Annotated in this window: 17 protein-coding genes and 1 tRNA gene; 14 read left to right on the top strand and 4 right to left on the bottom strand. The window is 61.9% G+C overall.

Annotated elements, in window-relative coordinates; genetic code table 11:
* Positions 1-59: 59 nt before the first annotated feature.
* From NKI22_RS12925 to bglA, 9 genes are all read left to right on the top strand, one after another.
* Positions 60-1,142 carry an ABC transporter permease gene (locus NKI22_RS12925; protein ID WP_023718452.1) on the top strand — a complete coding sequence of 361 codons (1,083 nt, stop codon included), beginning with the start codon at positions 60-62 and terminating at the stop codon, positions 1,140-1,142.
* Complete coding sequence (locus tag NKI22_RS12920) at positions 1,139-1,927, top strand: ATP-binding cassette domain-containing protein (RefSeq protein WP_023718451.1); 789 nt, start codon at positions 1,139-1,141, stop codon at positions 1,925-1,927. The genes NKI22_RS12925 and NKI22_RS12920 overlap by 4 nt, the downstream gene beginning before the upstream one ends.
* Before the next feature lie 166 nt (positions 1,928-2,093).
* Positions 2,094-4,562 carry a glycogen/starch/alpha-glucan phosphorylase gene (locus NKI22_RS12915; RefSeq protein ID WP_023718450.1) on the top strand — a complete coding sequence of 823 codons (2,469 nt, stop codon included), beginning with the start codon at positions 2,094-2,096 and terminating at the stop codon, positions 4,560-4,562.
* 145 nt (positions 4,563-4,707) lie between these two features.
* Positions 4,708-6,921, top strand: coding sequence for a 1,4-alpha-glucan branching protein GlgB (gene glgB, locus NKI22_RS12910; RefSeq protein ID WP_352483653.1), 2,214 nt, complete (start codon positions 4,708-4,710; stop codon positions 6,919-6,921).
* Between the two features lie 35 nt (positions 6,922-6,956).
* Positions 6,957-8,222 carry a glucose-1-phosphate adenylyltransferase gene (gene glgC / locus NKI22_RS12905; RefSeq protein ID WP_352937487.1) on the top strand — a complete coding sequence of 422 codons (1,266 nt, stop codon included), beginning with the start codon at positions 6,957-6,959 and terminating at the stop codon, positions 8,220-8,222.
* Positions 8,223-8,225: 3 nt separating this feature from the next.
* A complete protein-coding gene (gene glgA / locus NKI22_RS12900) occupies positions 8,226-9,671 on the top strand; it encodes a glycogen synthase GlgA (RefSeq protein WP_352549172.1) in 1,446 nt (481 codons plus the stop codon).
* Positions 9,672-9,674: 3 nt separating this feature from the next.
* Complete coding sequence (locus tag NKI22_RS12895; RefSeq protein ID WP_352937489.1) at positions 9,675-11,303, top strand: alpha-D-glucose phosphate-specific phosphoglucomutase; 1,629 nt, start codon at positions 9,675-9,677, stop codon at positions 11,301-11,303.
* A 253-nt stretch (positions 11,304-11,556) separates the two neighbouring features.
* Positions 11,557-13,560 (top strand): glycogen debranching protein GlgX, encoded by a 2,004-nt coding sequence (gene glgX / locus NKI22_RS12890; protein ID WP_352937491.1) that lies wholly within the window; start codon positions 11,557-11,559, stop codon positions 13,558-13,560.
* On the top strand, positions 13,550-15,178 hold the full coding sequence (bglA, locus tag NKI22_RS12885; protein WP_352937493.1) for a beta-galactosidase BglA: 1,629 nt from the start codon (positions 13,550-13,552) through the stop codon (positions 15,176-15,178). The genes glgX and bglA overlap by 11 nt, the downstream gene beginning before the upstream one ends.
* A gap of 13 nt (positions 15,179-15,191) precedes the next feature.
* Here the strand turns inward: bglA and NKI22_RS12880 are convergent, their stop codons facing one another.
* From NKI22_RS12880 to NKI22_RS12870, 3 genes are read right to left on the bottom strand one after another with little or no spacing between them, the layout of a single operon-like run.
* Entirely contained in the window at positions 15,192-16,481 is a 1,290-nt protein-coding gene (locus NKI22_RS12880; protein ID WP_352958479.1) for a Tad domain-containing protein, read from the bottom strand.
* Entirely contained in the window at positions 16,478-16,969 is a 492-nt protein-coding gene (locus NKI22_RS12875) for a pilus assembly protein TadG-related protein (RefSeq protein ID WP_352958477.1), read from the bottom strand. Before NKI22_RS12875 ends, NKI22_RS12880 begins: the two co-directional genes overlap by 4 nt.
* 1 nt (position 16,970) lies before the next feature.
* Positions 16,971-17,450, bottom strand: coding sequence for a TadE family protein (locus tag NKI22_RS12870; RefSeq protein WP_084642568.1), 480 nt, complete (start codon positions 17,448-17,450; stop codon positions 16,971-16,973).
* Positions 17,451-17,823: 373 nt separating this feature from the next.
* On the opposite strand from NKI22_RS12870, the gene NKI22_RS12865 reads away from it, so the two are divergent.
* The 4 genes from NKI22_RS12865 to NKI22_RS12850 all read left to right on the top strand — a co-directional run bounded on the left by NKI22_RS12865 (position 17,824) and on the right by NKI22_RS12850 (position 23,238).
* Entirely contained in the window at positions 17,824-19,416 is a 1,593-nt protein-coding gene (locus tag NKI22_RS12865; RefSeq protein ID WP_352937497.1) for a peptide ABC transporter substrate-binding protein, read from the top strand.
* Positions 19,417-19,582: 166 nt separating this feature from the next.
* The gene (locus tag NKI22_RS12860) at positions 19,583-20,506 is read left to right on the top strand and encodes an ABC transporter permease subunit (protein ID WP_023718440.1); all 924 of its coding nucleotides are present in this window, start codon (positions 19,583-19,585) and stop codon (positions 20,504-20,506) included.
* Positions 20,499-21,617, top strand: a complete 1,119-nt coding sequence (locus NKI22_RS12855; protein ID WP_352958475.1) for an ABC transporter permease — start codon at positions 20,499-20,501, stop codon at positions 21,615-21,617. Before NKI22_RS12860 ends, NKI22_RS12855 begins: the two co-directional genes overlap by 8 nt.
* Before the next feature lies 1 nt (position 21,618).
* Positions 21,619-23,238, top strand: a complete 1,620-nt coding sequence (locus tag NKI22_RS12850) for an ABC transporter ATP-binding protein (RefSeq protein WP_023718438.1) — start codon at positions 21,619-21,621, stop codon at positions 23,236-23,238.
* A 70-nt stretch (positions 23,239-23,308) separates the two neighbouring features.
* On the opposite strand, the gene NKI22_RS12845 is transcribed toward NKI22_RS12850, so the two are convergent.
* Positions 23,309-23,385: transfer RNA gene (locus NKI22_RS12845), tRNA-Pro, on the bottom strand.
* Positions 23,386-23,590: 205 nt separating this feature from the next.
* On the opposite strand from NKI22_RS12845, the gene NKI22_RS12840 reads away from it, so the two are divergent.
* Positions 23,591-25,105, top strand: a complete 1,515-nt coding sequence (locus NKI22_RS12840; protein WP_502897695.1) for a phosphomannomutase/phosphoglucomutase — start codon at positions 23,591-23,593, stop codon at positions 25,103-25,105.
* Positions 25,106-25,120: the final 15 nt, after the last annotated feature.

The raw sequence follows: 25,120 nt of genomic DNA, 5'->3' as shown, positions 1-25,120 counted from the left end.
GAACAATAGGGAATGTGGAGCGGTTTCGGCCGCTCCACATCACAGGCGGGGAGGCCGACTTGAGCGTCGAAACAACCAGGAGCAAGGGACCGCAGGAATTCGAGACGGTCCTGGCCGCTAGCGACGCCAGCGTCGCATCATTCGAGACGCATTCCCGCTCGACGTTGGAGAGCATCCAGCACCGCTTGCATAAAAGCCCGGCCATGGTGCCGCTGATCATCCTGCTCATCTCGGTGGTTCTGTTCGCAGTCGTCGTCGGCGGACGCTTCTTTTCTCCCTTCACCCTCACCCTGATCCTCCAGCAGGTGGCGATAACCGGCATGGTCGGCATCGCGCAGACACTGGTGGTGCTCACCGCCGGCATCGACCTGTCAGTCGGCGCCATCATGGTGCTGAGCTCGGTTGTTATGGGCCAGTTTGCCATGCATTACGGTGTTCCAGCGCCGGTCGCCGTTGCCATCGGGCTGCTTGTCGGCGCGATTTGCGGCTTGATCAACGGCATTCTCATCGCCTGGGTGAAACTGCCGCCCTTCATCGTGACGCTCGGCACCTGGTCGATCTACGCTGCCATCAACTTCATCTATTCCGGCAACGAGACCATCCGCAGCCAGGATCTCGAGGCGACGGCACCGCTGCTGCAGTTTTTCGGCGGCTCGTTCAGGATCGGCGGCGCAGTCTTCACCTATGGCGTGCTGTTGGTGCTGATCATGGGGGCAATTGCCTGGTACGTGCTCAATCACACCGCATGGGGCCGGCATGTCTACGCAGTCGGCGACGACCCGGAAGCCGCGGAACTGTCGGGGGTGCGCGTCAGCCGGATGCTGGTCACGGTCTATACCCTGACCGGCATCATTTGTGCCATCGCCGGCTGGGCCTTGATCGGACGCATCGGATCGGTCTCGCCGCAGGCCGGGCAGTTCGAGAACATCAATTCGATTACCGCCGTGGTGATTGGCGGCACATCACTGTTCGGCGGCCGAGGTTCCATCCTCGGGACCATCTTCGGTGCGCTGATCGTCGGGGTGTTCGCGCTCGGCCTCAGGCTTTGGGGGACAGATCCCCAATGGACGCAATTGTCTGTCGGCGCCCTTATCATCATCGCTGTTGGTATCGACCAGTGGATCAGGAAGATCTCGGCATGAACCAGACTCAGGAACCGATCCTTACCGCCCGCAGCCTGGTCAAACGCTACGGTCGCGTCACCGCCCTCGACAATGCCGATTTCGATCTCTATCCGGGCGAAATCCTTGCTGTCATCGGCGACAACGGCGCCGGCAAGTCGTCGCTTATCAAGGCGATTTCCGGCGCGGTCGTGCCCGACGAAGGCGAGATCCGGCTTGAAGGCAAGCCTATTGCATTCAAATCGCCGATGGAGGCCCGCGAAGCCGGCATCGAGACCGTCTACCAGAACCTGGCGCTGTCGCCGGCGCTGTCCATCGCCGACAACATGTTTCTCGGCCGCGAGATCCGCAAGCCGGGCTTTCTTGGCAGCTGGCTGCGCATGCTCGACCGTCCGGCGATGGAAAAGCGCGCCCGCGACAAGCTGACCGAACTTGGCCTGATGACCATCCAGAACATCAGCCAGGCGGTGGAAACTCTCTCCGGCGGTCAACGCCAGGGCGTGGCGGTGGCGCGCGCCGCGGCCTTCGGCTCGAAGATGGTCATCATGGATGAGCCGACGGCCGCGCTCGGCGTCAAGGAGAGCCGCCGCGTGCTCGAACTGATACTCGACGTCAAACGCCGAGGCCTGCCGATCGTGCTGATTTCACACAATATGCCGCATGTCTTCGAGGTGGCGGACCGCATTCACATTCATCGGCTCGGCCGTCGCCTGTGCGTCATCGATCCGAAGCAGTATACGATGTCCGACGCGGTCGCCTTCATGACCGGCGCCAAGGTGCCGCCGGAGGCGGCGCTGGCGGCCTGAACAAGAACTTGAGGCCCGCCGCTGAGGGCGCGGTGTTTCAATGCCAAATTGCCGCAGGGCAACCCGGCTTGCGGTCGCCTGAATCCATTGAACATCCGGTGGGATGCATTAGCATTGGCGGAGATGGTGAAAGCCGCATGATCCTGGCAACGTCACGAGAGGCAGCATGACGCGCGCGATGACAACCGAAGCTCCTCTGCCCACCCTCGAAAACCCGGATCCCAAGACGCTCGCCGACGAAGTCTTGCAGGCCCTCAAATACAGGGTCGGCAAGGGCACCAACGTTGCAACCCAGTACGATTGGCTCACCGCCTCGATCAAGGTTGTGCGCGACCGCATCGTCGATCATTGGATGCAGGCGACCCAAGAGGCCTACGCCCAGCAGGAAAAGCGCGTCTATTACCTGTCACTGGAATTCCTCATCGGCCGCTTGATGCGCGATGCCTTCTCCAATCTCGGCCTGATGGACAATATGCGCGAGGCGCTGTCGTCACTTGGCGTCGACCTCGACATCATTGCTGCGCTCGAACCGGACGCTGCCCTTGGCAATGGCGGCCTTGGCCGGCTCGCCGCCTGCTTCATGGAAAGCATGGCTACCGTCGATATCCCCGCGCATGGCTATGGCATTCGCTACGCCAACGGCATGTTTCGGCAGGAGATCCATGACGGCTGGCAAGTCGAACTGCCCGAGACATGGCTCGATCACGGCAATCCTTGGGAGTTCGAACGCCGCGAACGCTCCTTCGAGGTCGGCTTCGGCGGCTCGGTGGAATCGATCACCTCGAAGGATGGCAGGCTCGAGCGCCATGTCTGGAAGCCGACCGAACATGTTCTGGCCGTTGCTTACGATACCCCGGTGGTTGGCTGGCGGGCCAACCGCGTCAACACGCTGCGTCTGTGGTCCGGCATGCCGGTCGATCCGATCCTGCTCGACAAGTTCAACGCCGGCGATCACATCGGCGCGCTCGCCGAGAGCAACAAGGCCGATGCGCTGTCGCGCGTCCTTTACCCGGCCGATTCCCACAAGGCAGGCCAGGAGTTGCGGCTCAGGCAGGAGTATTTCTTCTCCACCGCCTCGCTGCAGGACATCCTTCAGCGTCATCTCAGCCAGTATGGCGACCTGCAATCGCTGCCCGACAAGGCGGCGATCCATCTCAACGACACCCATCCGGCCATCGCCGTCCCCGAGCTGATGCGCCTGTTGATGGATGTCCACGGCATGGATTTCGACCAGGCGTGGAGCATCACCAAGCGCACCTTCGGCTACACCAACCACACGCTGCTGCCCGAAGCGCTGGAAAGCTGGCCCGTGCCGCTATTCGAGCGGCTGTTGCCGCGCCACATGCAGATCGTCTACGCCATCAACGCCGAGGTGCTGCTCGAGGCGCGCGTCTCCGACCAGTTCTCGGACGAGCAGATCAGCCGCATCTCGCTGATCCAGGAAAATGGCGATCGCCGCGTGCGTATGGGCAATCTGGCCTTTGTCGGCTCGCACTCGATCAACGGCGTCTCGGCACTGCATACGGAATTGATGAAGGAGACGGTGTTTGCCGACCTCCACAGGCTCTACCCGGATCGCATCAACAACAAGACCAACGGGATCACACCGCGGCGCTGGCTGATACAGTGCAATCCCGGCCTCACGGCACTCACCCGAGAGGCGATCGGCGACGGCTTCCTCGACGACATCGACGAGATAAAGCTGCTCGATCCTTTCGCCGAGGACGCTGCCTTCCGCGACAAGTTCGCCGCTGTCAAACGGGCGAACAAGACGAGGCTTGCCAATCTCGTTGCCGACCGGCTCGGCATCAAGGTGGACCCCTCGGCGCTGTTCGACATCCAGGTCAAGCGCATCCACGAATACAAGCGCCAGCTCTTGAACATTCTCGAAGCGGTCGCGCTTTACGACCAGATCCGCTCGCATCCGGAGCGCGACTGGATGCCCCGCGTCAAGTTCTTCGGCGGCAAGGCGGCGCCCAGCTATCACAACGCCAAGCTGATCATCAAACTTGCCAACGACGTCGCCCGGGTCATCAACCGCGACCCGGCGGTGCGCGGCTTGCTGAAAGTGGTGTTCGTGCCGAACTACAATGTCAGCCTAGCCGAGATCATGATGCCGGCCGCCGATCTTTCGGAGCAGATATCGACCGCCGGCATGGAAGCGTCCGGCACCGGCAACATGAAGTTCGCGCTGAACGGCGCGCTGACCATCGGCACGCTCGACGGCGCCAATGTCGAGATCAAGGAATGCGTCGGCGACGACAACATCTTCATCTTCGGCCTGACCACCGATGAGGTCGCCGAGCGGCGCAACAATGGTTACGATCCGCGCGCCGTAATCGAGGGATCGCCTGAATTGGCGCAGGCGCTTGCCGCGGTTTCGTCCGGGGTCTTTTCGCCTGACGATCCGGACCGTTATCGCGACCTGATCAACGGCCTTTACCAGAGCGACTGGTTCATGGTCGCTGCGGATTTCGATGCCTACGCCGCCACCCAGCGCGACGTCGATGCCGTCTGGCGCAACAGCCCGGACTGGTACGCCAGAGCCATCCGCAATGTCGCCCGCGTCGGCTGGTTCTCGTCCGACCGCACGATCCGCCAATATGCGAAAGACATCTGGCACGTGCCCGCCTGATGTGATTGCATGAGACCAGGAACAATGTGGCCCTAGTGGAGTGATTTGACCTTCGCATCCCTTGGAAGGTCAGGCGGCCTGCGACTGTCGAATTCAAAACTTCACTAGAAACACGCACTTGGTGCCCGAGGAGGGACACTGCCTGATGAGCAAGCCGCGCGCGACCGTTGCGACAAGCGGGCCGGACGGACTGGCGCCAGCCGGCGATGTCGCGGCGATTGTCGCCGGCACGCATGGCGACCCGTTCTCCGTGCTTGGCGTGCATGAGGCGGGGAAGGGCTTTGTCGGCCGCTGCTTCGTCCCTCATGCCGAGTCCGTCACCGCCTATACGCTGACCGGCAAGAAGGCCGGCGAGCTGTCGAGACGCGACGATCGCGGCTTCTTCGAGGGCAAACTGTCGCTGCGCAAACGCCAGCCGCTGCGCTATCACGCCAGGAACGCCGGCGGCGACTGGTGGCTGACCGATCCATATTCCTTCGGCCCCGTGCTCGGCCCGCTGGACGATTATTACATCGCCGAAGGATCGCATCTCAGGCTGTTCGACAAGCTCGGCGCTCATCTCATCGACCATGAGGGTGCATCGGGCGTACATTTTGCGGTGTGGGCGCCCAATGCAAGGCGTGTCTCGGTGGTCGGCGACTTCAACGAGTGGGACGGCCGCAGGCACACCATGCGCGACCGCCGCGATACCGGTATCTGGGAGCTGTTCATTCCCGACATCGGCGCCGGCCGCCCTTATAAATACGAGATCATCGGGCCGGATGGCGTGAGATTGCCGCTCAAGGCAGATCCGTTCGCCTTCAAATCCGAACTGCGCCCGGCTACCGCCTCGGTGACGGCGCTGCCGCCGGTGCATGAATGGGGCGACGAGGCGCACCGGAACTACTGGCGCAATGCCGACCACAGGCGCGAAGCCGTATCGATCTACGAGGTCCATGCCGGCTCATGGCGGCTTCACGACGACGGCAGCTTCCTGTCATGGGACGAGCTCGCCGACCGGCTGATCCCCTATGTGGTCGAGACGGGTTTCACCCATATCGAATTCATGCCGATCTCCGAACACCCCTATGACCCGTCCTGGGGCTACCAGACGACCGGTCTCTATGCGCCGAGCGCCCGCTTTGGCGATCCGGACGGTTTTGCCCGCTTCGTCGACGGTGCCCACCGCGCCGGCATCGGCGTCATCCTCGACTGGGTGCCGGCGCATTTCCCGGTTGACGAACACGGTCTGGCAAAGTTCGACGGCACCGCACTCTACGAACATGCCGATCCGCGCAAGGGCTTCCATCCCGACTGGAACACCGCGATCTACAATTTTGGTCGTCGCGAGGTGGTCTCGTTCCTTGTCAACAATGCGCTGTTCTGGGCAGAGAAATATCACGTCGACGGTCTGCGCGTCGATGCGGTCGCCTCGATGCTTTATCTCGATTATTCGCGCAAGGCTGGTGAATGGATTCCCAACGAGAGGGGCGGGCGCGAGAACCTGGAAGCGGTCAGCTTCCTGCAACGGATGAACAAGGAGGTCTACGGCCACCATCCGGGTGTGATGACCATCGCCGAGGAATCGACCTCGTGGCCGAAAGTCTCGCAGCCGGTGCACGAGGGCGGACTGGGCTTCGGTTTCAAGTGGAACATGGGCTTCATGCACGACACTCTGGAGTATTTCTCCAAGGAGCCGATCTTCCGCAAGCATCACCACAACGACATCACCTTCGGCCTGGTCTACGCCTTCAGCGAGAACTTCGTGCTGCCGCTGTCCCATGACGAGGTGGTGCACGGCAAGGGAACGCTGCTTAACAAGATGGCCGGCGACGACTGGCAGAAATTCGCGACGCTGCGCGCCTATTACGCCTTCATGTGGGGCTATCCCGGCAAGAAGCTGTTGTTCATGGGCCAGGAGTTCGCGCAACGCCGCGAGTGGAGCGAGGCGCGCGCGCTCGACTGGAACCTGCTCGATTTCCGGCTCCACCGTGGTGTCTGGCAGACGGTGCGCGATCTCAACTATCTCTACCGCTCGCGCCCGGCGCTGCATGCCCGCGACTGCGAGCCGGAGGGCTTTTCCTGGCTGATCGTCGATGACAGCGCGAATTCGGTGTTCGCTTGGCTGCGCAGCGCGCCGGGCGGCAACCCGGTCGCCGTCATTTCCAACTTCACGCCGGTGCCGCGCGACAATTACCGCGTGCCGTTGCCGCAGACCGGAAAATGGCGCGAGATCATCAACACCGACGCCACGGACTATGGCGGTTCCGGCAAGGGCAACAGCGGCCTCGTCGAGGCTCGGGCGGAAGGAGGAGGCATTTCGGCGACGATGCTTTTGCCGCCGCTGTCGACGATCATGCTCGAATTCGTCCCGGACTGAGCTATGTCTGGAGCATCTAACCTGGGAGGATAGGAATGGCTGAAACAAAACGAACACAGCCGCTGGCACGCGACGCCATGGCTTATGTGCTGGCCGGCGGCCGTGGCAGCCGGCTCAAGGAACTGACCGACCGCCGCGCCAAGCCGGCGGTCTATTTCGGCGGCAAGACCCGCATCATCGATTTCGCGCTGTCCAATGCGCTCAATTCCGGTATCCGCCGCCTCGGCGTCGCCACCCAGTACAAGGCGCATTCGCTGATCCGCCACCTGCAGCGCGGCTGGAACTTCCTGCGGCCCGAGCGCAACGAGAGTTTCGACATCTTGCCGGCCAGCCAGCGTGTGTCGGAAACACAGTGGTATGAGGGCACCGCCGACGCCGTGTACCAGAACATCGACATCATCGAGGCCTATGGGCCGGAATACATGGTCATCCTGGCCGGCGACCACGTCTACAAGATGGATTACGAATTGATGCTGCGCCAGCATGTAGAGGCCGGCGCCGATGTCACCGTCGGCTGCCTCGAAGTGCCGCGCGTGGAAGCCACCGGCTTCGGCGTCATGCATGTCGACACCAAGGACACCATCATCTCCTTCATCGAAAAGCCCGCCGATCCGCCGGGCATTCCCGACAAGCCGGATTTTGCGCTGGCCTCGATGGGCATCTATGTGTTCAAGACCAAGTTCCTGATGGAGCAATTGCGTCGCGATGCGGCGGAGCCCGGCTCCAGCCGCGACTTCGGCAAGGACATCATCCCCTACATCGTCGAACACGGAAAGGCGATCGCGCATCGCTTCGCCAAATCATGCGTGCGCTCGACCGCCGAGAACGAAGCCTATTGGCGCGACGTCGGCACGGTCGACGCCTATTGGGAAGCCAATATCGACCTGACCGACATCACGCCGGAACTCGACCTCTACGACCGCGACTGGCCGATCTGGACCTACGCCGAGTTGAAGCCGCCGGCAAAGTTCGTGCATGACGAAGATGGCCGCCGCGGGTCGGCCGTGTCGTCTCTCGTGTCGGGCGATTGCATCGTTTCGGGCGCTTCGCTGAAGCGAAGCCTGATCTTCACCGGGGCGCGCATCAATTCCTATTCGACGCTGGAGGAGGTCGTCATGCTGCCCGACGTCCATGTCGGCCGCAACGCCAGGCTGAAGCGCGTGGTCATCGATCACGGCGTCAGGATCCCGGAGGGGCTGGTGGTCGGCGAGGATCCTGTCCTCGACGCCAAGCGTTTCCGCGTTTCGGAAAAAGGCATCTGCCTGGTCACGCAGGACATGGTCAACAGGCTGGGATCGTAGTGCATGCAGGTTCTGTCGGTGGCGCCCGAGATCTTTCCGCTGGTCAAAACCGGAGGGCTCGCCGACGTGACTGGCGCCTTGCCCGTGGCATTGGCCGGCAACGGCGTCAACATGCGCACGCTCGTCCCCGGCTATCCTCAGGTGATGGGCGCCTTCAGGAAAAAGAAGGCGGTTCAGCAATATCCATTGCTGCAGGGTGGGAAGGCTTCGGTGCATGCCGTCCAGATCGCCGGGCTCGACCTGTTTGTGCTCGACGCGCCGCATCTTTTCGACCGTCCCGGCGGCCCGTACGGCAACGCGGCCGGCGCCGACTGGCCGGACAATTGGCGGCGGTTCGCGGCCTTGAGCCAGGTCGGCGGTGATATTGCTGCCGGCGCCATCTCCGGCTACCTGCCCGATATCGTCCATGCCCATGACTGGCAGTCGGCAATGACACTCGCCTATATGCGCTACGGCAAGGCGGTCGGCACGCCGTCGATGATCACCGTCCATAACCTCGCCTTCCAGGGCCAGTTCGGCGCCGGCATCTTTGGCGAGCTTGGCCTGCCGGCGGCGGCGATGGCGCTCGACGGCGTCGAATATTATGGCGGCGTCGGCTTCCTCAAGGCCGGCCTGCAGGCCGCCTGGGCGATCACCACGGTCAGCCCGACCTATGCGCAGGAAATCCGCTTGCCCGAATTCGGCATGGGCCTCGACGGCCTGATCAACATGCGCTCCGTCGATCTCCATGGCATCGTCAACGGCATCGATACCGAGATCTGGAACCCGGAAACCGACACGCATCTGGTCTCCAACTACACGGCAAAGACGCTTAAGGCGCGAATGCCCAACAAGGCCGCGGTCGAGGACCGTTTCAGCCTCGATCGCGATGACAGCCCGATCGTCTGCGTTGTCAGCCGGCTGACCTGGCAAAAGGGCATGGACATATTGGCGGCCGCCGTCGACGGTATCGTCGCGGCAGGTGCACGGCTGGCAATCCTTGGGTCTGGCGACGCCGGGCTCGAAGGCGCGTTGCTTGCCGCCGCAGCCCGCCATCGTGGTCGCATTGGCGTCGTCGTCGGCTATGACGAGGGGCTCTCCCACACCATGCAGGGCGGCTGCGACGCCATCATTATCCCGTCGCGCTTCGAACCTTGCGGGCTGACGCAGCTTTACGGCCTGCGCTATGGCTGCGTGCCGGTCGTCGCGCGTACCGGCGGCCTCGCCGACACGGTTATCGATGCCAACGAAGCCGCCATCTCTGCCGGCGTGGCGACCGGCTTCCAGTTTGCGCCCCCCATTGCTGGCGCCCTGCTGCACGCCATCCGCCGCCTTGTCGAAGCGCATGCCAATCCCGCGGTGTGGGCGTCGATGCAGCGGCAAGGCATGAAGGCCGACGTGTCGTGGGACAAAAGCGCCGAAAAATATGTCCAACTCTATCGCTTGTTGCTTTCGAAAAGGGCTGCCTGACTGATGATCCGCACTGTCGCCACCAAACCCTATCCCGACCAGAAGCCCGGCACCTCCGGGCTGCGTAAAAAGGTCCCGGTGTTCCAGCAGGAGCACTATGCCGAGAACTTCATCCAGTCGATCTTCGACGCGCTGGACGGGTTCGAAGGCAAGACCCTGGTGATCGGCGGCGACGGCCGCTTTTATAACCGCGAGGTCATCCAGAAGGCCATCGCCATGGCCGCGGCAAACGGCTTCGGCAAGGTGATGGTCGGGCAGGGCGGTATCTTATCCACGCCGGCCGCTTCGCATGTCATCCGCAAATACAAGACCTTCGGCGGCATCATCCTGTCCGCCAGCCACAATCCGGGTGGCCCGCATGAGGATTTCGGCATCAAGTACAATGCCGGCAATGGCGGCCCGGCGCCGGAAAAGCTGACCGACGCGATCTTCGAAAAAACCAAGGTGATTTCGAGCTTCAAGATCGCCGATATCCGACCGGTCGACATCGACACGATCGGCACGGTCGAGGCAGGAGACATGACCGTCGAGATCATCGATCCGGTCGCCGACTATGCCGAACTGATGGAAAGCCTGTTCGATTTCAATGCCTTGCGGGCGTTGTTCAAATCAGGCTTCCGCATGCGCTTCGACGCCATGCATGCGGTGACCGGCCCCTATGCCAAGGAGATCCTCGAAAACCGGCTAGGCGCGCCGAACGGCACCGCTCGTAATTTTATCCCGCTGCCGGATTTCGGCGGCCACCATCCCGATCCCAATCTGGTGCATGCAAAACACCTCTACGACGAGATGATGGGGCCGGATGCGCCCGACTTTGGCGCGGCCTCCGACGGCGACGGCGACCGCAACCTGATCATCGGCAAGGGCATTTTCATCACCCCGTCGGATTCGGTGGCGATGCTCGCCGCCAATGCCCATCTGGCTCCGGGTTACAAGGCCGGGCTGAAAGGCATCGCCCGTTCGATGCCGACCAGCGGTGCTGCCGACCGGGTCGCCGAAAAGCTCGGCATCGGCATCTATGAAACGCCAACCGGCTGGAAGTTTTTCGGCAATCTGCTCGATGCCGGCATGGCGACGATCTGCGGCGAGGAGAGTGCGGGGACCGGCTCCAATCATGTCCGCGAAAAGGACGGCCTGTGGGCCGTGCTTTTGTGGCTCAACATCCTTGCCGCGCGCGGCGAAAGCGCCAGGCAGATCGTCACCGAGCATTGGGCGGCCTATGGGCGCAACTACTATTCGCGCCACGATTACGAGGAGGTCGAGACCGATCGCGCCAACGCGCTTGTCGACGAACTGCGCGGCAAACTTGGCTCGCTGCCGGGCACCAGCGTGCGCGGCATGACAATCGCCAGCGCCGACGATTTCGCCTATCACGATCCGGTCGACGGCTCGGTCAGCAAGAACCAGGGCATAAGAGTATTGTTCGAAGGCGGCTCGCGCGTCGTCTTCCGCCTGTCCGGCACCGGCACCTCGGGCGCGACGCTGCGCCTTTATGTCGAGCGCTACGAGCCAGACAAGAGCCGCCACGATCTCGACACCCAGGAGGCGCTTGCCGATCTGATTGCGGCGGCCGACGACATTGCCGGGATTCGCAGCCATACCGGCCGCGCCAAGCCGAGCGTGATTACGTGAGCTTGGAGCGGCGCGCCTTTCCTTCTCCCCTTGTAGGGTCCGAAGGACGGGGCGAGACCCGTGGCTCGCCCCCGGGCGGTGGATCGGCGCGAAGCGCCGAGACGGATGAGGGGTGTTGGAAGAAATGCCGTCCGCGCCAAGCTGGAGCACCCCTCATCCGTCGCCTTCGGCTCCCCCTTCTCCCACAAGGGGAGAAGGGGGAGCTAACCTGGCAACGCCTCAAACTGTCTACGACCTGCTGCTGTGAGCGCGCGTGAGCCAACTCGGCGCAACCATCACCAAAGAAGGCATTCGCTTCGCCGTATGGTCCTCGTCGGCTCGGCGCATCTGGGTCTCGATTTTCGACGAGCGAGGAAGGCGCGAGATCGACCGGCTTGAACTGCAGCCCGAGGGCGACGGCGTGCATACGCTTTTTGTTGCCGGTCTCGCCGCCGGCACCCGATACGGGTTCCGCGCCGATGGCGACTACGCGCCGGAACAGGGGCTCTGGTTCGATCCCGACAAGCTGCTGGCCGATCCCTATGCCGTCGAGATCGACAGACCCTATGCCTATGACGGCCGGCTCGCCGCACGCCAGGGCGAGGGGGGCGACACGGCGTCGCTGATGCCGAAGGCCATTGCCGGCGCCTTGCCGGAACCCTTGCCCGCCTTGCCGCCGCTGTTTCGGCCCGGCGGCCTCATCTACGAGGTGCAGGTGCGCGCCTTCACAAAGCTGCATCCCGACATTCCCGAGAAGCAACGCGGCACCATTGCAGCCCTCGCTCATCCTCTTGTTGTCGAGCATCTGCAAAAACTCGGCGTTGCAGCCGTGGAGTTGATGCCGGTGACTGCATCGATCGACGAACGGCATTTGCCGCCGCTCGGGCTGGGCAACGCCTGGGGCTACAATCCCGTGACCTTCATGGCGCTGGATCCGCGACTGGCGCCCGGCGGTCTGGCTGAGCTGCGCGAAACGGTCGCCGCGCTGCGCGAGGCCGGCATCGGTACCATTCTCGACCTGGTGTTCAACCACACCGGCGAAAGCGACCGGCTCGGCCCGACATTGTCGCTGCGCGGGCTCGACAACCGCGCCTACTACCGGCACGAGGCCGACGGCAGGCTGGTCAATGACACCGGAACCGGCAATATGGTTGCCTGCGATCATCCGGTCGTCCGGGAAATGGTCCTCGACACGCTTCGCCACTTTGTCCAGCACGCCGGTGTCGACGGGTTCCGCTTTGACCTGGCGCCGATCCTTGGCCGCGTCGACGGCGTTTTCGACGCCGATGCGCCGCTGCTGAACGCCATTCGCAACGACCCAGTTCTTGCCGACCGGGTGCTGGTCGCTGAGCCCTGGGACATCGGACCGGATGGCTATCAGCTCGGCAATTTTCCGCCGCCCTTCCTCGAATGGAACGACAAATACCGTGATGATATCCGCCGCTTCTGGCGCGGCGACGGCGGCATGATCGGTGCGCTGGCGACGCGGCTTGCGGGGTCGTCCGATGTCTTTGCCAAACCAGGCCAGGCAACGGTCCGCAGCATCAATTTCATCGCCGCACATGACGGGATGACACTGGCCGACATCGTTGCCTATGAACACAAGCACAACGAGGCCAATGGCGAACAGAACCGCGACGGCCACGACGACAACCTGTCCTGGAACAATGGCGTCGAGGGCCAGACCGACGACCAGTCAATCGTTACGGCCCGTTTCGATGACCAACGCGCACTGCTGGCGACGCTCTTTGCCTCGCGCGGCACGATCATGCTGACGGCCGGCGACGAATTCGGCCGCACGCAGCGCGGCAACAACAACGCCTACGCGCAGGACAATGACATCACCTGGCTCGACTGGGCCGGGCGCGACCGGGCGCTGGAGCGGTACACGGCTCTGCTCGCCAAGATGCGTCGTGCCGCGCCGGCGCTTTTGGACGCAAGCTTTCTCACCGGCGAGCCTGCGGCCGGCTCGGAAATAGCTGACGTCGTCTGGCTGAGCGAAACCGGCGTGCCGCTCGACGAAGCAGCCTGGCACGATCCTAGGCGGCATCGGCTGGTCATGGTTCTCGGCGATGAGGACGGTCGCCTTGCCGTGATCATCAATGGTGACCGTCGGGCCTGCATGTTCACGCTGCCGGAACGGGCGGGTTTTCATTGGTGCCCAGCCATCGAAACGGATAGTGGCGATATCTCACGGCCGGTTTTGGGGCGAACGGTCATATTCATGATCGAAAGCAGGGCCGCGCAGGCGGGCGCAGGGGAGAGCCATGATGGCTGACAATGCCCAATGGTGGCGCGGCTGCGTCATCTACCAGATCTACCCGCGCTCCTTCCAGGACACGACAGGCGACGGTAGCGGCGATCTCCTCGGCATCACCTCGAGGCTGGCCCATGTCGCATCGCTCGGTGTCGACGCCGTTTGGCTGTCGCCTTTCTTCAAGTCGCCAATGGCCGACATGGGCTACGACGTATCGGATTACTGCGCCGTCGATCCGATGTTCGGCACATCAGAGGATTTCGACGCGCTGATTGCAGAGGCGCACCGGCTCGGCCTGAAAGTGATCATCGACCAGGTCTTGTCACATTCGTCGGATCGGCACGAATGGTTCGTCGAAAGCCGAACGAGCCGCGATAACGCCAAGGCCGACTGGTACGTCTGGGCCGATGCGAAGCCCGACGGCACCGCGCCCAACAACTGGCTGTCGCTTTTCGGCGGCCCCGCCTGGGAATGGGACGCAACGCGCAGGCAATATTACCTGCATAATTTCCTCGCCTCGCAGCCGGACCTGAATTTCCACAATCCGCAGGTGCAGGACGCCTTGCTGGAAACGGTGCGGTTCTGGCTCGAGCGTGGCGTCGACGGTTTCCGGCTGGATACGGTCAACTATTACGTCCACGACCGCTGGCTCCGCAGCAACCCGCCTTTGGCGGAAAGCGTCGCCGGCACCAATACGGCAACCAGCCCCTATTTTTACCAGGAGCATCTGTTCGACAAGACGCAGCCGGAAAACCTTGCTTTTCTCAGGCGCTTCCGGGCGTTGCTTGACGAGTACGAAGGCCGCGCCGCGGTCGGCGAGATTGGTGACGAAAGCCGTTCGTTGCAGACGCTTGCCGCCTACACGGGCGGCGGCGACAAGCTCCAAATGTCCTACACGTTCGACCTGCTTGGCCCGCAATTCTCCGCGGCGCATGTGCGCGGTTGTGTCGAGGCCTTCGAGAGTACGGTGTTCGACGGCTGGGTTTGCTGGGCATTCTCCAACCACGATGTCGTGCGCCATGTCAGCCGCTGGACAAGGCCGGGCGGCGATCCGGACAGGGTGGCGAAATTCTCAATCGTGCTGCTTTCTTGCCTGCGCGGGTCGATCTGCCTCTATCAGGGCGAGGAGCTCGGGCTGGAGGAGGCCGAGCTGGCGTTCGAGGATTTGCGCGATCCTTTCGGCATCCGCTTCTGGCCGGAGATCAAGGGGCGGGATGGGTGCCGCACGCCGATGGTCTGGGAGGCTGGCGCCGATAATGCCGGCTTTTCAACCGGCAAGCCGTGGCTTCCGGTCCCGGCAAACCATCGCGCCCGCGCGGTCGATGTCCAGGACGGCGAGCAAACCTCCGTCCTGGCGAGCTACCGGGCGATGCTGGCCTTGCGCAAGCAGCATCCGGCGCTGGTTCGAGGCTCGATCCGGTTTCTCGATGCTGAGGGCGACGTCCTTGCCTTCATTCGCGAAGGCGGTGACGAAAAGCTGCTCTGCGTCTTCAATTTTGCCGATGAGCCGGCCGGCTGGCAATCGCCGCCGGATCTGGATGTGATAGAGCCGATAGATCTTGGCAGTACTACCGGCGTCTTGCAGGAAGGAGCTCTATCCCTGCCGCCGCTCGGCTGCTTTCTCGGCCGGATCGGCTGATCTCTATTTGATCTCATTGAACGAGTACGGAGCGCCCGCAAGTCGCGCCGACAACCCGGACATCGGCCTCGCCGACATGCACGCCAAGCGCTGCAAGAACGTTATAAACCAGTGCGTCGACAGGCGCCGTCACGCCGTTCAGAACCGTTACCACCGCCGGCTTCACCGTTCCGAGCAGAGCCGTCACGTCCAGCCCGAGGCCCAGCGCATTGACCGAGAGCGACAGCCCGCTGACCAGTGACGTGGTGAGCGATTGCGTCAGGTTCTTCGTCGAAACCGTCTTTATCGTCTTGTTGGCGATATCGGTGCTGTCGAACGTCAATGTGGTCGGATCGTTGTTGGTGATCGCAAGTGCTGAAGAACCCTTCACATCGAGCAGATTGAGGGTGAGCAGCAGGAGCTTCACGCTTACCTGTGCAATCGTGGCATCGGAGAACGATTGCGGATTGCTGAAATCGGCGAAGGCCGATGGGTTGTTGTCGGCGTCGCTGGCGGCAAGGTGCAGCGAGGCCACGCCAGGCTGCGCGGCGATCGAGACCTTGATGCTATCCGGCCGGCCCGTCGGGCAGCTGATGTCGGTTAGTTTGGCTTCCGCATAGGCGACTTCGACATGCAGAGGCAGGTTGACGGACAGCAGACTGATGCCGCCGCCGAGATTGGAATTGCCGATGCCGACTGTGGTGACCAGCTTGATTCGTGTCTGCGCAGTGCGCACCACGGTGCCTTTTTCCCCGACGGCCAGCCAGGGTGAATATTGCATCGGTTCACCGATGGCGACGGCGAGCGTGGTGGAGGTAAGTCCCGGAATAGTGGCGCCGAGATCGACCTGGACCTGGTTTGAGCCATTGGCCAGCGAGGCGGCGGCACCCAGCATGCCCATCGCGCTTGCGTCGACGGAAAAGCCTGGAGACTTTTGTCCGAGGCCGAGCTTGCCGATCGAACCAAGGTCGACAAGATGATTGAGCGGTATCTTGGCCGTGTTGGTAGCCCTCGACGCGATTGTCTGTAGGACAAGTTTGCTGGCGCTGCCCGTCCCCGAAGCATTGGCCATGGCGGTCGCGATCTGGCCTACCGTCGCTTTCGAGGCCAGCACTTCGGAATAGCTGACGCCGGTCAGTTGCAACTGCACCGCAAGGGCATCGACGAACGAAAGCACGTTGACGTCGGCCGAAATCAGCGCGTTGTAGTCCATGACGCTGAGCGAGATGTTTCCGCCCAGCAGCTTACTGAGAAGCGCGTTGAGGATGCCGCCGTTGACGCTGAGAAGCCTGGATCCGACCGAGAACATCGCTTGCGGCGTCATGCTGGCAATGGCTTCGGTGCCGACAACCGGAGTAGGGATGAGCGAACTGGCGAAATACCGGGCGGGGATTTTGTGTAGAGTGACGCGAACGGCGTTGTAAGGCATTTTACCGCGCGCTTGTCGACCCCGACCGAGGACGCCGCTGAGTATCGGCCGCCGGTGACGGACACGACGGTTTTCCCAACCGTGGGAACGATTGTCTCACCCGGCTTTTGAACAATGATGCCGGGCATTCGGTTGTCACTGAGCGTGGTTACCGCCGCGGCTTCCATATTGTTGATGTTCGACGCCGCGGTGATCGCCGCCAGATCGGTCATCGCCTGGGCTTCCCTGCGCTCCGTGTAGATCGAACCTTCGTCGACAGCGAAGGCCGCCAGCCCCAGCGCGAACGGTGCTATCAGCGCCGTCATGACGGCAAAGTTCGCCTTCTCGTCGCCTAGCATCGCGCGCCCGATCCGGCCGATGCTGCTCAGCAAGAACTGCGACATTTCAAATGCCTCCAATCCTGATGGTCGACCTGCGTGAGATCGTGGTTTGGGGCATCGCAAGGCTGGGCAACAAGTTCCAGATCGGCAGGTTGCTGGCATCATATTGAATCGACACGACGAACTGATTTCCGTCGGCCGTACTGTCCGTCGCCTGATAGGTCAGCTTGCCGGAATCGACGAACGGGTATCCACTGGCGTTGTTTTTGACGAAACCTGCCACTAGCGCCTGGCGCTCGGTTTGGTTCAATCCGGCAATTGCAGTACGGGCGGCATCGGCGGCGATTTGCTGCAACGAGTTGCTTGCACCAAAATAGATACCATATGCAACCATTCCGAGTACGAGCAGGATAAAGATCGGGGAAAGCAGGGCGAATTCGACCGCGGAAGTTCCGGATTCTTCTCCAATTTTGCGTAGATTTGCCCTTATTGGGCGCAATATTTTACGCTTTAATGTGACAGTATTACTGTCTATCTTGTTCATTGCCCTTGCCCGTTGGACCATAAAGGTCGATGTGCCGAACCCATCGGGATTTGTAACCCTTGGTTGCCTAAGAACCAATTAATACATTCCGGTAAACTGAAATGATCAGCCAGATTATCGGCGTTCTGGCCAGGAAACCCAGCCAAACTCATGGTTTCGATCATTGATTGGCGGTTCGCAAAGCGGCTGCCCCGGCCCCCTTACTTTGGGTGACCCCGAGAGTCTGTTGAAATAAAAAATCTCCACGTTACTGTTTGGCCACCAGCTGCCGGAAAGGGAACCGGCTGCGCGCTCGAAAGGAACCAGCCAATCGGTTTCGGGGCGTCAACACTTAGAGACGTAGCCGAAGGGCGACGTCATTAGGGAGAACTCCATGCTGAAACGTGTGCTGAAGGCGACGGTACTCGCCACGACCATGGTCTTGGCCGCCGGTACGTTCTACACGCCGGCTTTCGCCGAAACCGTCTACAACCGCGGAGCCGCCGCCGAAGCGGAGACGCTCGATCCGCACAAGACCTCGACGGTCTACGAAGCCGATATCATACGCGACCTGTTCCAGGGCCTCGTCATGCATGACCAGAAGACGAACCTCATTCCGGGCGCAGCCGAAAGCTGGACGGTGTCCGACGACGGCACTGTCTACACCTTCAAGCTGCGCAAGGACGGCCTCTGGTCGGATGGCAGCCCGGTGACGGCGGACGACTTCGTTTATTCGTTCCGTCGGCTGGAAGATCCGGCCACCGCTGCCGAATACGCTTCCATGCTCTATCCGGTGAAGGGTGCCGAGGAAGTCAACACCAAGAAGGGCAAGCCGGAGGATATGGGCGTCAAGGCGATTGACGCAAATACCCTCGAAGTCACCCTCGAGGCGCCAACGCCTTACTTCCTGGAGATGCTGACCCATCAGGCGACCTTTCCGGTTAACAAGGCGTCCATCGAAAAGCTTGGCGCCGACTGGATCAAGGCAGGCAAGCTGGTCTCCAACGGGGCCTTTACAGCGGCGGAGTGGATTCCCAACGACCATCTCAAGCTGGTGAAGAATCCGAAATTCTGGGACGCCGCCAGCGTCAAGTTAGACGTGGTCAACTACATCCCGACCGAGGATCGCTCGTCTGCGATGAAGCGCTTCGAGGCCGGCGAATTCGACAGTTACGGTGACCTGCCGACGGAACAGCTCGCCGATCTCAAGTCCAAATTCGGCGACCAGGTCCGTGTCGGGCCATATCTCGGCACCTACTATTATGCGATCAAGACCGACAAGGCGCCGTGGGACAATGTCGAACTGCGCAACGCCATCTCGATGGCGATCGATCGCGACTTTCTCGCCGAAAAAGTCTGGCAGAATTCGATGCTGCCCGGCTATTCGATGGTGCCTCCGGGCATCGAGGGCTACACGCCGGCACTGGCCAAATACGCTGACATGCCGCAGATCGACCGCGAGGATGAAGCCAAGAAAATCCTGGAGAAGCTCGGCTATACGCCCGAGCATCCGTTGAAGATGCAGATCCGCTACAACACCTCGGAAAACCACAAGAACACCGCTGTCGCCATCCAGGAACAGCTGAAGCCGCTTGGCGTCGAGGTCACGCTGCTCAACACCGATACCAAGACCCACTACTCCTTCCTTGAGCAGAAGGGCGACTATGATGTGGCGCGTGCCGCGTGGATCGCCGACTACAAGGATCCGGAAACCTTCCTTGGCATCACCCGCAAGGCCAGCGGCAACAACTATTCGAGCTACGTCAGCCCGAAATACGAAGAGGCCATGGACAAGGCCGCCGCCGCCGGCGGCAAGCCCGAAGAGCGCATGAAGGAACTCGCCAAGGCCGAGCGCATCCTCGTCGACGATGTCGGTAACATCCCGCTTCTCTACTACAGCTACCACGACATCGTTTCCTCGAAGCTGCACGGCTTCGACGACAATGTGATGGACATCCATCCGTCCCGCTTCATCAGCAAGGACTGATCCCTTAGCCAGGCCGCCGCGCAACTCGATGCGCGGCGGCGCTGGTTTGCCATCGCATCGGCCCGGGAACCGGATTCGATTTTCGACAATGTCGGTGCGAAGATTTGAAGGCTAGAGCGCAATCGTCCAGTTGGACGCGCGCTGCTCTGGATCAAGCGGGGCACCGATGCTGCGTTACGTATTTCGGCGGCTGCTGACCGCCATCCCGACGCTGTTCGTCATCGTGACCATAGCGTTCTTCCTGATACGCGTCGCGCCGGGCGGCCCGTTCAACCAGGAGCGGGGCCTGAGCCCCGAGATCAGGGCCAATCTCGAAGCCCAGTTCGGGCTCAACGACCCGCTCTGGCTGCAGTACCTCCATTATTTAGGCAATCTTCTGCGCGGCAATTTCGGCCCCAGCTACAACATGCCGGATTTCACCGTCGGCGAGTTGTTCAGGGAAGGCCTGCCTATCTCGATCCAACTCGGCGCTTCGGCGCTCGTTCTGGCGCTGCTTCTCGGCAGCGTGCTCGGCACTGTTGCCGCGCTCAACCAGAACAAGCTTGCCGACTATTCGGTGATCGCGTTGGCGACCGCCGGCAGCACCATTCCGACCTTCGTCATCGCTCCGGTGATCCAGCTTGTATTCGGATTGACCTGGAAGCTGCTGCCGATCGGCGGCTGGGGCGATGGAGCCGTCATCAATAAGGTCGGCCCGGTGCTGACGCTCGCTCTGCCGCAGATCGCCATCGTCGCTCGATTGATGCGCGGCTCGATGATCGAATCGCTGCACTCGCATCACATCCGCACCGCCCGCGCGCTTGGGTTGTCGAACTGGTCGGTCGTCGTCAAGCATGCGCTGCGCGGCGCCATCCTGCCGATCGTCTCCTTCACCGGTCCGGCGGCCGCAGCCCTTCTCACCGGCTCGATCATCGTCGAGACCATCTTCTCTATCCCGGGCATCGGCCGCCATTTTGTCGTTGCCGCACTCAATCGCGACTACACACTGGTGATGGGGACGGTGGTGGTCATCGCGCTCTTCACCATTGTCTTCAACCTGATCGTCGACGTCCTCTATGGTGTCGTTGATCCGAGGGTGCGCTATGACTGATATCGCAGTTGCAGCACCGGTCGTCGGCCGATCCCTGTGGGGGGATGCGTGGGCGCGCCTCAAGGCCAACCGCGCGGCCATGTTCAGCCTCTATTATGTTGCCTTCATCGCCGTCATCAGCGTGTTTGGACCCTCTTTCGTGCCGCACCAATACACCACCATCTATGGCGACTATGTCCGCACGCCGCCGAGCTTCTCCGCCTATCCAAAGGCCGACATGATCGAAGGCGCTCTCGACGAGGCGATCAGGCGTATGCGCGTCGACATCAAGGAGTGGCGGCAGGAGGGCAGCCGTGTGTTCGTTACCGTCAGATCGTCCAAGCCGATCGACGACCGCAACATTCGCTACCTTGATCGTTCCGATACCTTCGATGACACAAAGATCGAGAGCAAATCGCCGGACGGTCTCGAAATGGTGATGAGTGCATCGATCAAGCAGCAATATTTCCTGTTCGGCACCGACAATACCGGCCGCGATCTCCTGTCGCGAACGCTGATGGCCGGGCGCATATCGCTGGCCATCGGCCTGCTTGCCGGCATTGTGGCGGTGGTGATCGGCGTGCTCTATGGCGCCACCGCCGGCTTTGCCGGCGGCAGGGTCGACGAGGTGATGATGCGTATCGTCGACGTGCTTTATTCTTTGCCGTTCATCTTCTTCGTCATCATGCTGGTGGTGTTCTTCGGCAGGAACTTCGTGCTGATGTTCCTGGCCGTCGGCGCCGTGCTGTGGCTCGACATGGCGCGCATCGTGCGCGGACAGGCGCTATCGATCCGCCGGCAGGAATATGTCCAGGCGGCGGAGGCGATGGGCGTCGGGCAGCGCGGCATTCTGCTGCGCCATGTGATCCCCAATTTGCTCGGGCCGGTGGTGATCTACATGACGCTGCTGGTGCCGCAGGTCATCATCCTGGAGAGTTTTTTGTCGTTCCTCGGGCTCGGCGTCCAGGAGCCGATGACCAGCTGGGGCGTGCTGATTTCGGTCGGCGCCCAGAATATCGGCTCGGCCAACTGGCTGCTTTTGTTCCCGGCCTTCTTTCTCGTCTCGACATTGTTCGCGCTGAATTTCGTCGGCGATGGGCTGCGCGACGCGCTCGACCCGAGGGATCGTTGAGATGGCTGCTTCCGAAACCATTCTCAGCGTCAAGGATCTTCGCGTCCGCTTCCGCACGCTCGACGGCGTGGTGGAGGCGGTGAAGGGCATCAATATCCATGTTAAATCAGGCGAGACGGTAGCCGTCGTCGGCGAATCCGGCTCCGGCAAGAGCCAGACGATGATGGCGGCGATGAGCCTGCTGGCCTCGAACGGCGAAGCCACCGGGAGCGTCGACTACCGCGGCCGCAATCTTTTGACCCTGAGCAAGCCCGAGCTCAACAAGATCCGCGGCCGCAAGATCAGCATGATCTTCCAGGAGCCGATGACTTCGCTCGACCCGCTCTATTCGATCGGTAGCCAGTTGATCGAACCGATCCGCAAGCATCGCGGGCTTGGCGCCGCCGAGGCGCGCGAAGAGGCGCTCAAGCTGCTGCGGCTGGTCCATATTCCAGATCCGGAGCGGCGGATGAAATCCTATCCGCACGAGATGTCGGGCGGTCAGCGCCAGCGCGTCATGATTGCCATGGCGCTGGCCAATGACCCCGACATATTGATCGCCGACGAGCCGACGACGGCGCTCGACGTGACCATCCAGGCGCAGATCCTCATGCTGCTCGCCGAACTGCAGCGCAAGCTCGGCATGGCGATCGTCTTCATCACCCACGATCTCGGAATCGTCAGGCGCTTTGCCGACCGGGTCTATGTGATGCGCTATGGCGAGGTCGTCGAGGAGGGCGAGGCGGAAGCAATCTTCGTCAACCCGCAGCACGCCTACACCAAGATGTTGCTTGCCGCCGAGCCGACCGGCACCAAGGCCCCGCCGCCTCCGAATGCCCCCGTCCTGCTCGAAGGCAGGAACGTCGAAGTGACCTTCAAGATCGGCGGCGGCTTTCTTGGTGGAGAACCGCTGATATTGCGCGCTGTCGATAGCATTTCGATCCGGCTGAAGCGCAACCAGACCATCGGCATCGTCGGCGAATCCGGTTCGGGAAAGTCGACGCTCGGCCGCGCCTTGCTGCGGCTCCTGCCCAGCGACGGCATCATCCGGCTTGGCGACCGCGACATCTCCCACGCCGACCGCCAGGCGATGCGGCCGCTGCGGCGCGAATTGCAGCTGGTCTTCCAGGACCCGTTCGGCTCGCTGTCGCCGCGCATGACCGTCGGCCAGATCATCACCGAAGGGCTCCTGGTCCACGAGCCCAATCTGTCGGGCAGGCAGCGCGATCTCCGCGCCGTCGATGCCTTGCTCGAAGTCGGGCTCGACCCGAACACGCGCAACCGCTATCCGCACGAATTCTCCGGTGGTCAGCGGCAGCGCATCGCCATTGCGCGCGCCATGATACTGAAGCCGAAAGTGGTGGTGCTGGACGAGCCGACCTCGGCGCTGGACCGCTCCGTGCAGAAGCAGATCGTCGAATTGCTGCGCAAGCTGCAGGCCGACCACGAACTGTCCTATCTGTTCATCAGCCACGATCTCGCGGTCGTGCGCGCCATGGCCGACTACATCATCGTCATGAAGCAGGGCAAGATCGTCGAGGAGGGGCCGTCCGAGGCGATCTTCAGCAATCCGCAGGCAACCTATACGCAGACACTGATGGCCGCGGCCATCGATGTGACGCGATTTCGCCTGAGCGCATAGCGCGATTGGTCAGAACTGCGGCGGAAGGTGGTTGTTTCGGGAACAAGAACAGCTAAGCCGCTGTTTTTTCTGGTCGGAGTGGCAGGATTTGAACCTGCGACCCCATCGTCCCGAACGATGTGCGCTACCAGGCTGCGCTACACTCCGTGACCAGACCGCGGGCTTATAGCCGCCGCATTTGGTTACTGCAAGCGCCAATGGCAGCGCTTCCGTCGCATTTCTTTCGCTTTAGCCGCTACGTCATACAGGTTTCAGTTTCCTGTCGCACAAACACGGCTTAAAGGGGCTTCTAGGTAACCGTCCACTTGCCTCGAAGCATCTGATTCAGCCGCCTGGAGTTGCAGCCTTGTCGATGAAGATCGTTAGCGATGTCAAACCAAACACTTTTGAGTTCGAAACCTCGGCGTTGATCAAGCCATCCGGGTTTCGCGAATATGATGCGCGCTGGTGGTTTGGCCATCCCGGTTCGAACGAGCCGCCGGAGCTCAATCTGATCGGCGTCCAGGCGCTCGGCATGGGGCTCGGCACGCTGATCCGCCGTCTGGGTGCCGGACCCGACATCGTCACCGGTCACGATTTCCGCTCTTATTCGCTTGCCATCAAGCTGGCGCTGGTTTCCGGGCTGATGGCCGCCGGCGCGCGGGTCAAGGATGTCGGGCTGGCCTTGTCGCCGATGGCCTATTTCGCCCAATTCGCGCTCGACACGCCGTCCGTCGCCATGGTCACCGCCTCGCATAACGAGAATGGCTGGACCGGCGTCAAGATGGGCGCGGCGCGCCCGCTGACTTTTGGTACGGAGGAGATGAGCGCGCTGAAGGCGATCGTGCTCTCAGGCGATTTCGACGTTGTCGGTGGCGGCTCCTATGACTTCGTTGCGGATTTCCGCAAAACCTACCTCGACGATCTGACAGCGGGAAAGCGTATCTCGAGGAAGCTCAAGGTGGTGGCCGCCTGCGGCAACGGCACCGCCGGGGCTTTCGCTCCCGAGGCACTGAAAAGGATCGGCTGCGAGGTGATTCCGCTCGACGTCGCGCTCGATCATACGTTTCCGAATTACAATCCCAACCCCGAAGACATGAAGATGCTGCACGCCATTCGCGACAAGGTGCTGGAAACTGGCGCCGATGTTGGGCTCGGCTTCGACGGCGACGGCGACCGCTGCGGCGTGGTCGACAATGAAGGCAACGAGATCTTCGCCGACAAGGTCGGCGTCATGCTTGCGCGCGACATCTCACACCTCTATCCCGGCTCGACTTTCGTCGTCGACGTCAAGTCGACCGGATTGTTCATGACCGACAAGGTGTTGCGGGAAAATGGCGCGGTCACCGACTATTGGAAAACCGGTCATTCCTACATCAAACGGCGCGTCGCCGAACTCGGCGCTGTCGCCGGTTTTGAGAAATCGGGCCACTTCTTCTTCAATCCGCCGATTGGCCGCGGTTATGACGATGGCCTGGTCACGGCCATTGCTATATGCCAGATGCTGGATCGCAGCCCGCAAAGCAGCATGGCCGACCTCTACCGCGATCTGCCGCTGACGTTCGGCACGCCGACCATGTCGCCACACTGCGCCGACGAGCTCAAATACGGCGTCGTCGAGCGGGTCGTAGGCGATGTTCGCAAGATGAAGGACGAGGGCGCAGTCTTCGCCGGCCAGAAGATCGCCGAGCTGATCACCGTCAACGGCGTCAGGGTCGTGGCGGAGGATGGTACTTGGGGGCTGGTGCGGGCATCATCGAACAAGCCGGAGCTTGTGGTGGTGGTCGAAAGCCCGGTATCGTCCGAGCGGCGTCGCCAGATGTTCGAAGCCGTCGACGCGGTGCTGCGCCGCAGCCCGGAAGTCGGCGCCTACAATCAGACCTTTTGAGCGGGACTTATTTTC

The sequence above is a fragment of the Mesorhizobium sp. M0778 genome (genome assembly GCF_040320105.1).
In the GTDB taxonomy this organism is placed as follows: domain Bacteria; phylum Pseudomonadota; class Alphaproteobacteria; order Rhizobiales; family Rhizobiaceae; genus Mesorhizobium.
This window is presented reverse-complemented; position numbering and strand designations above follow the sequence as displayed.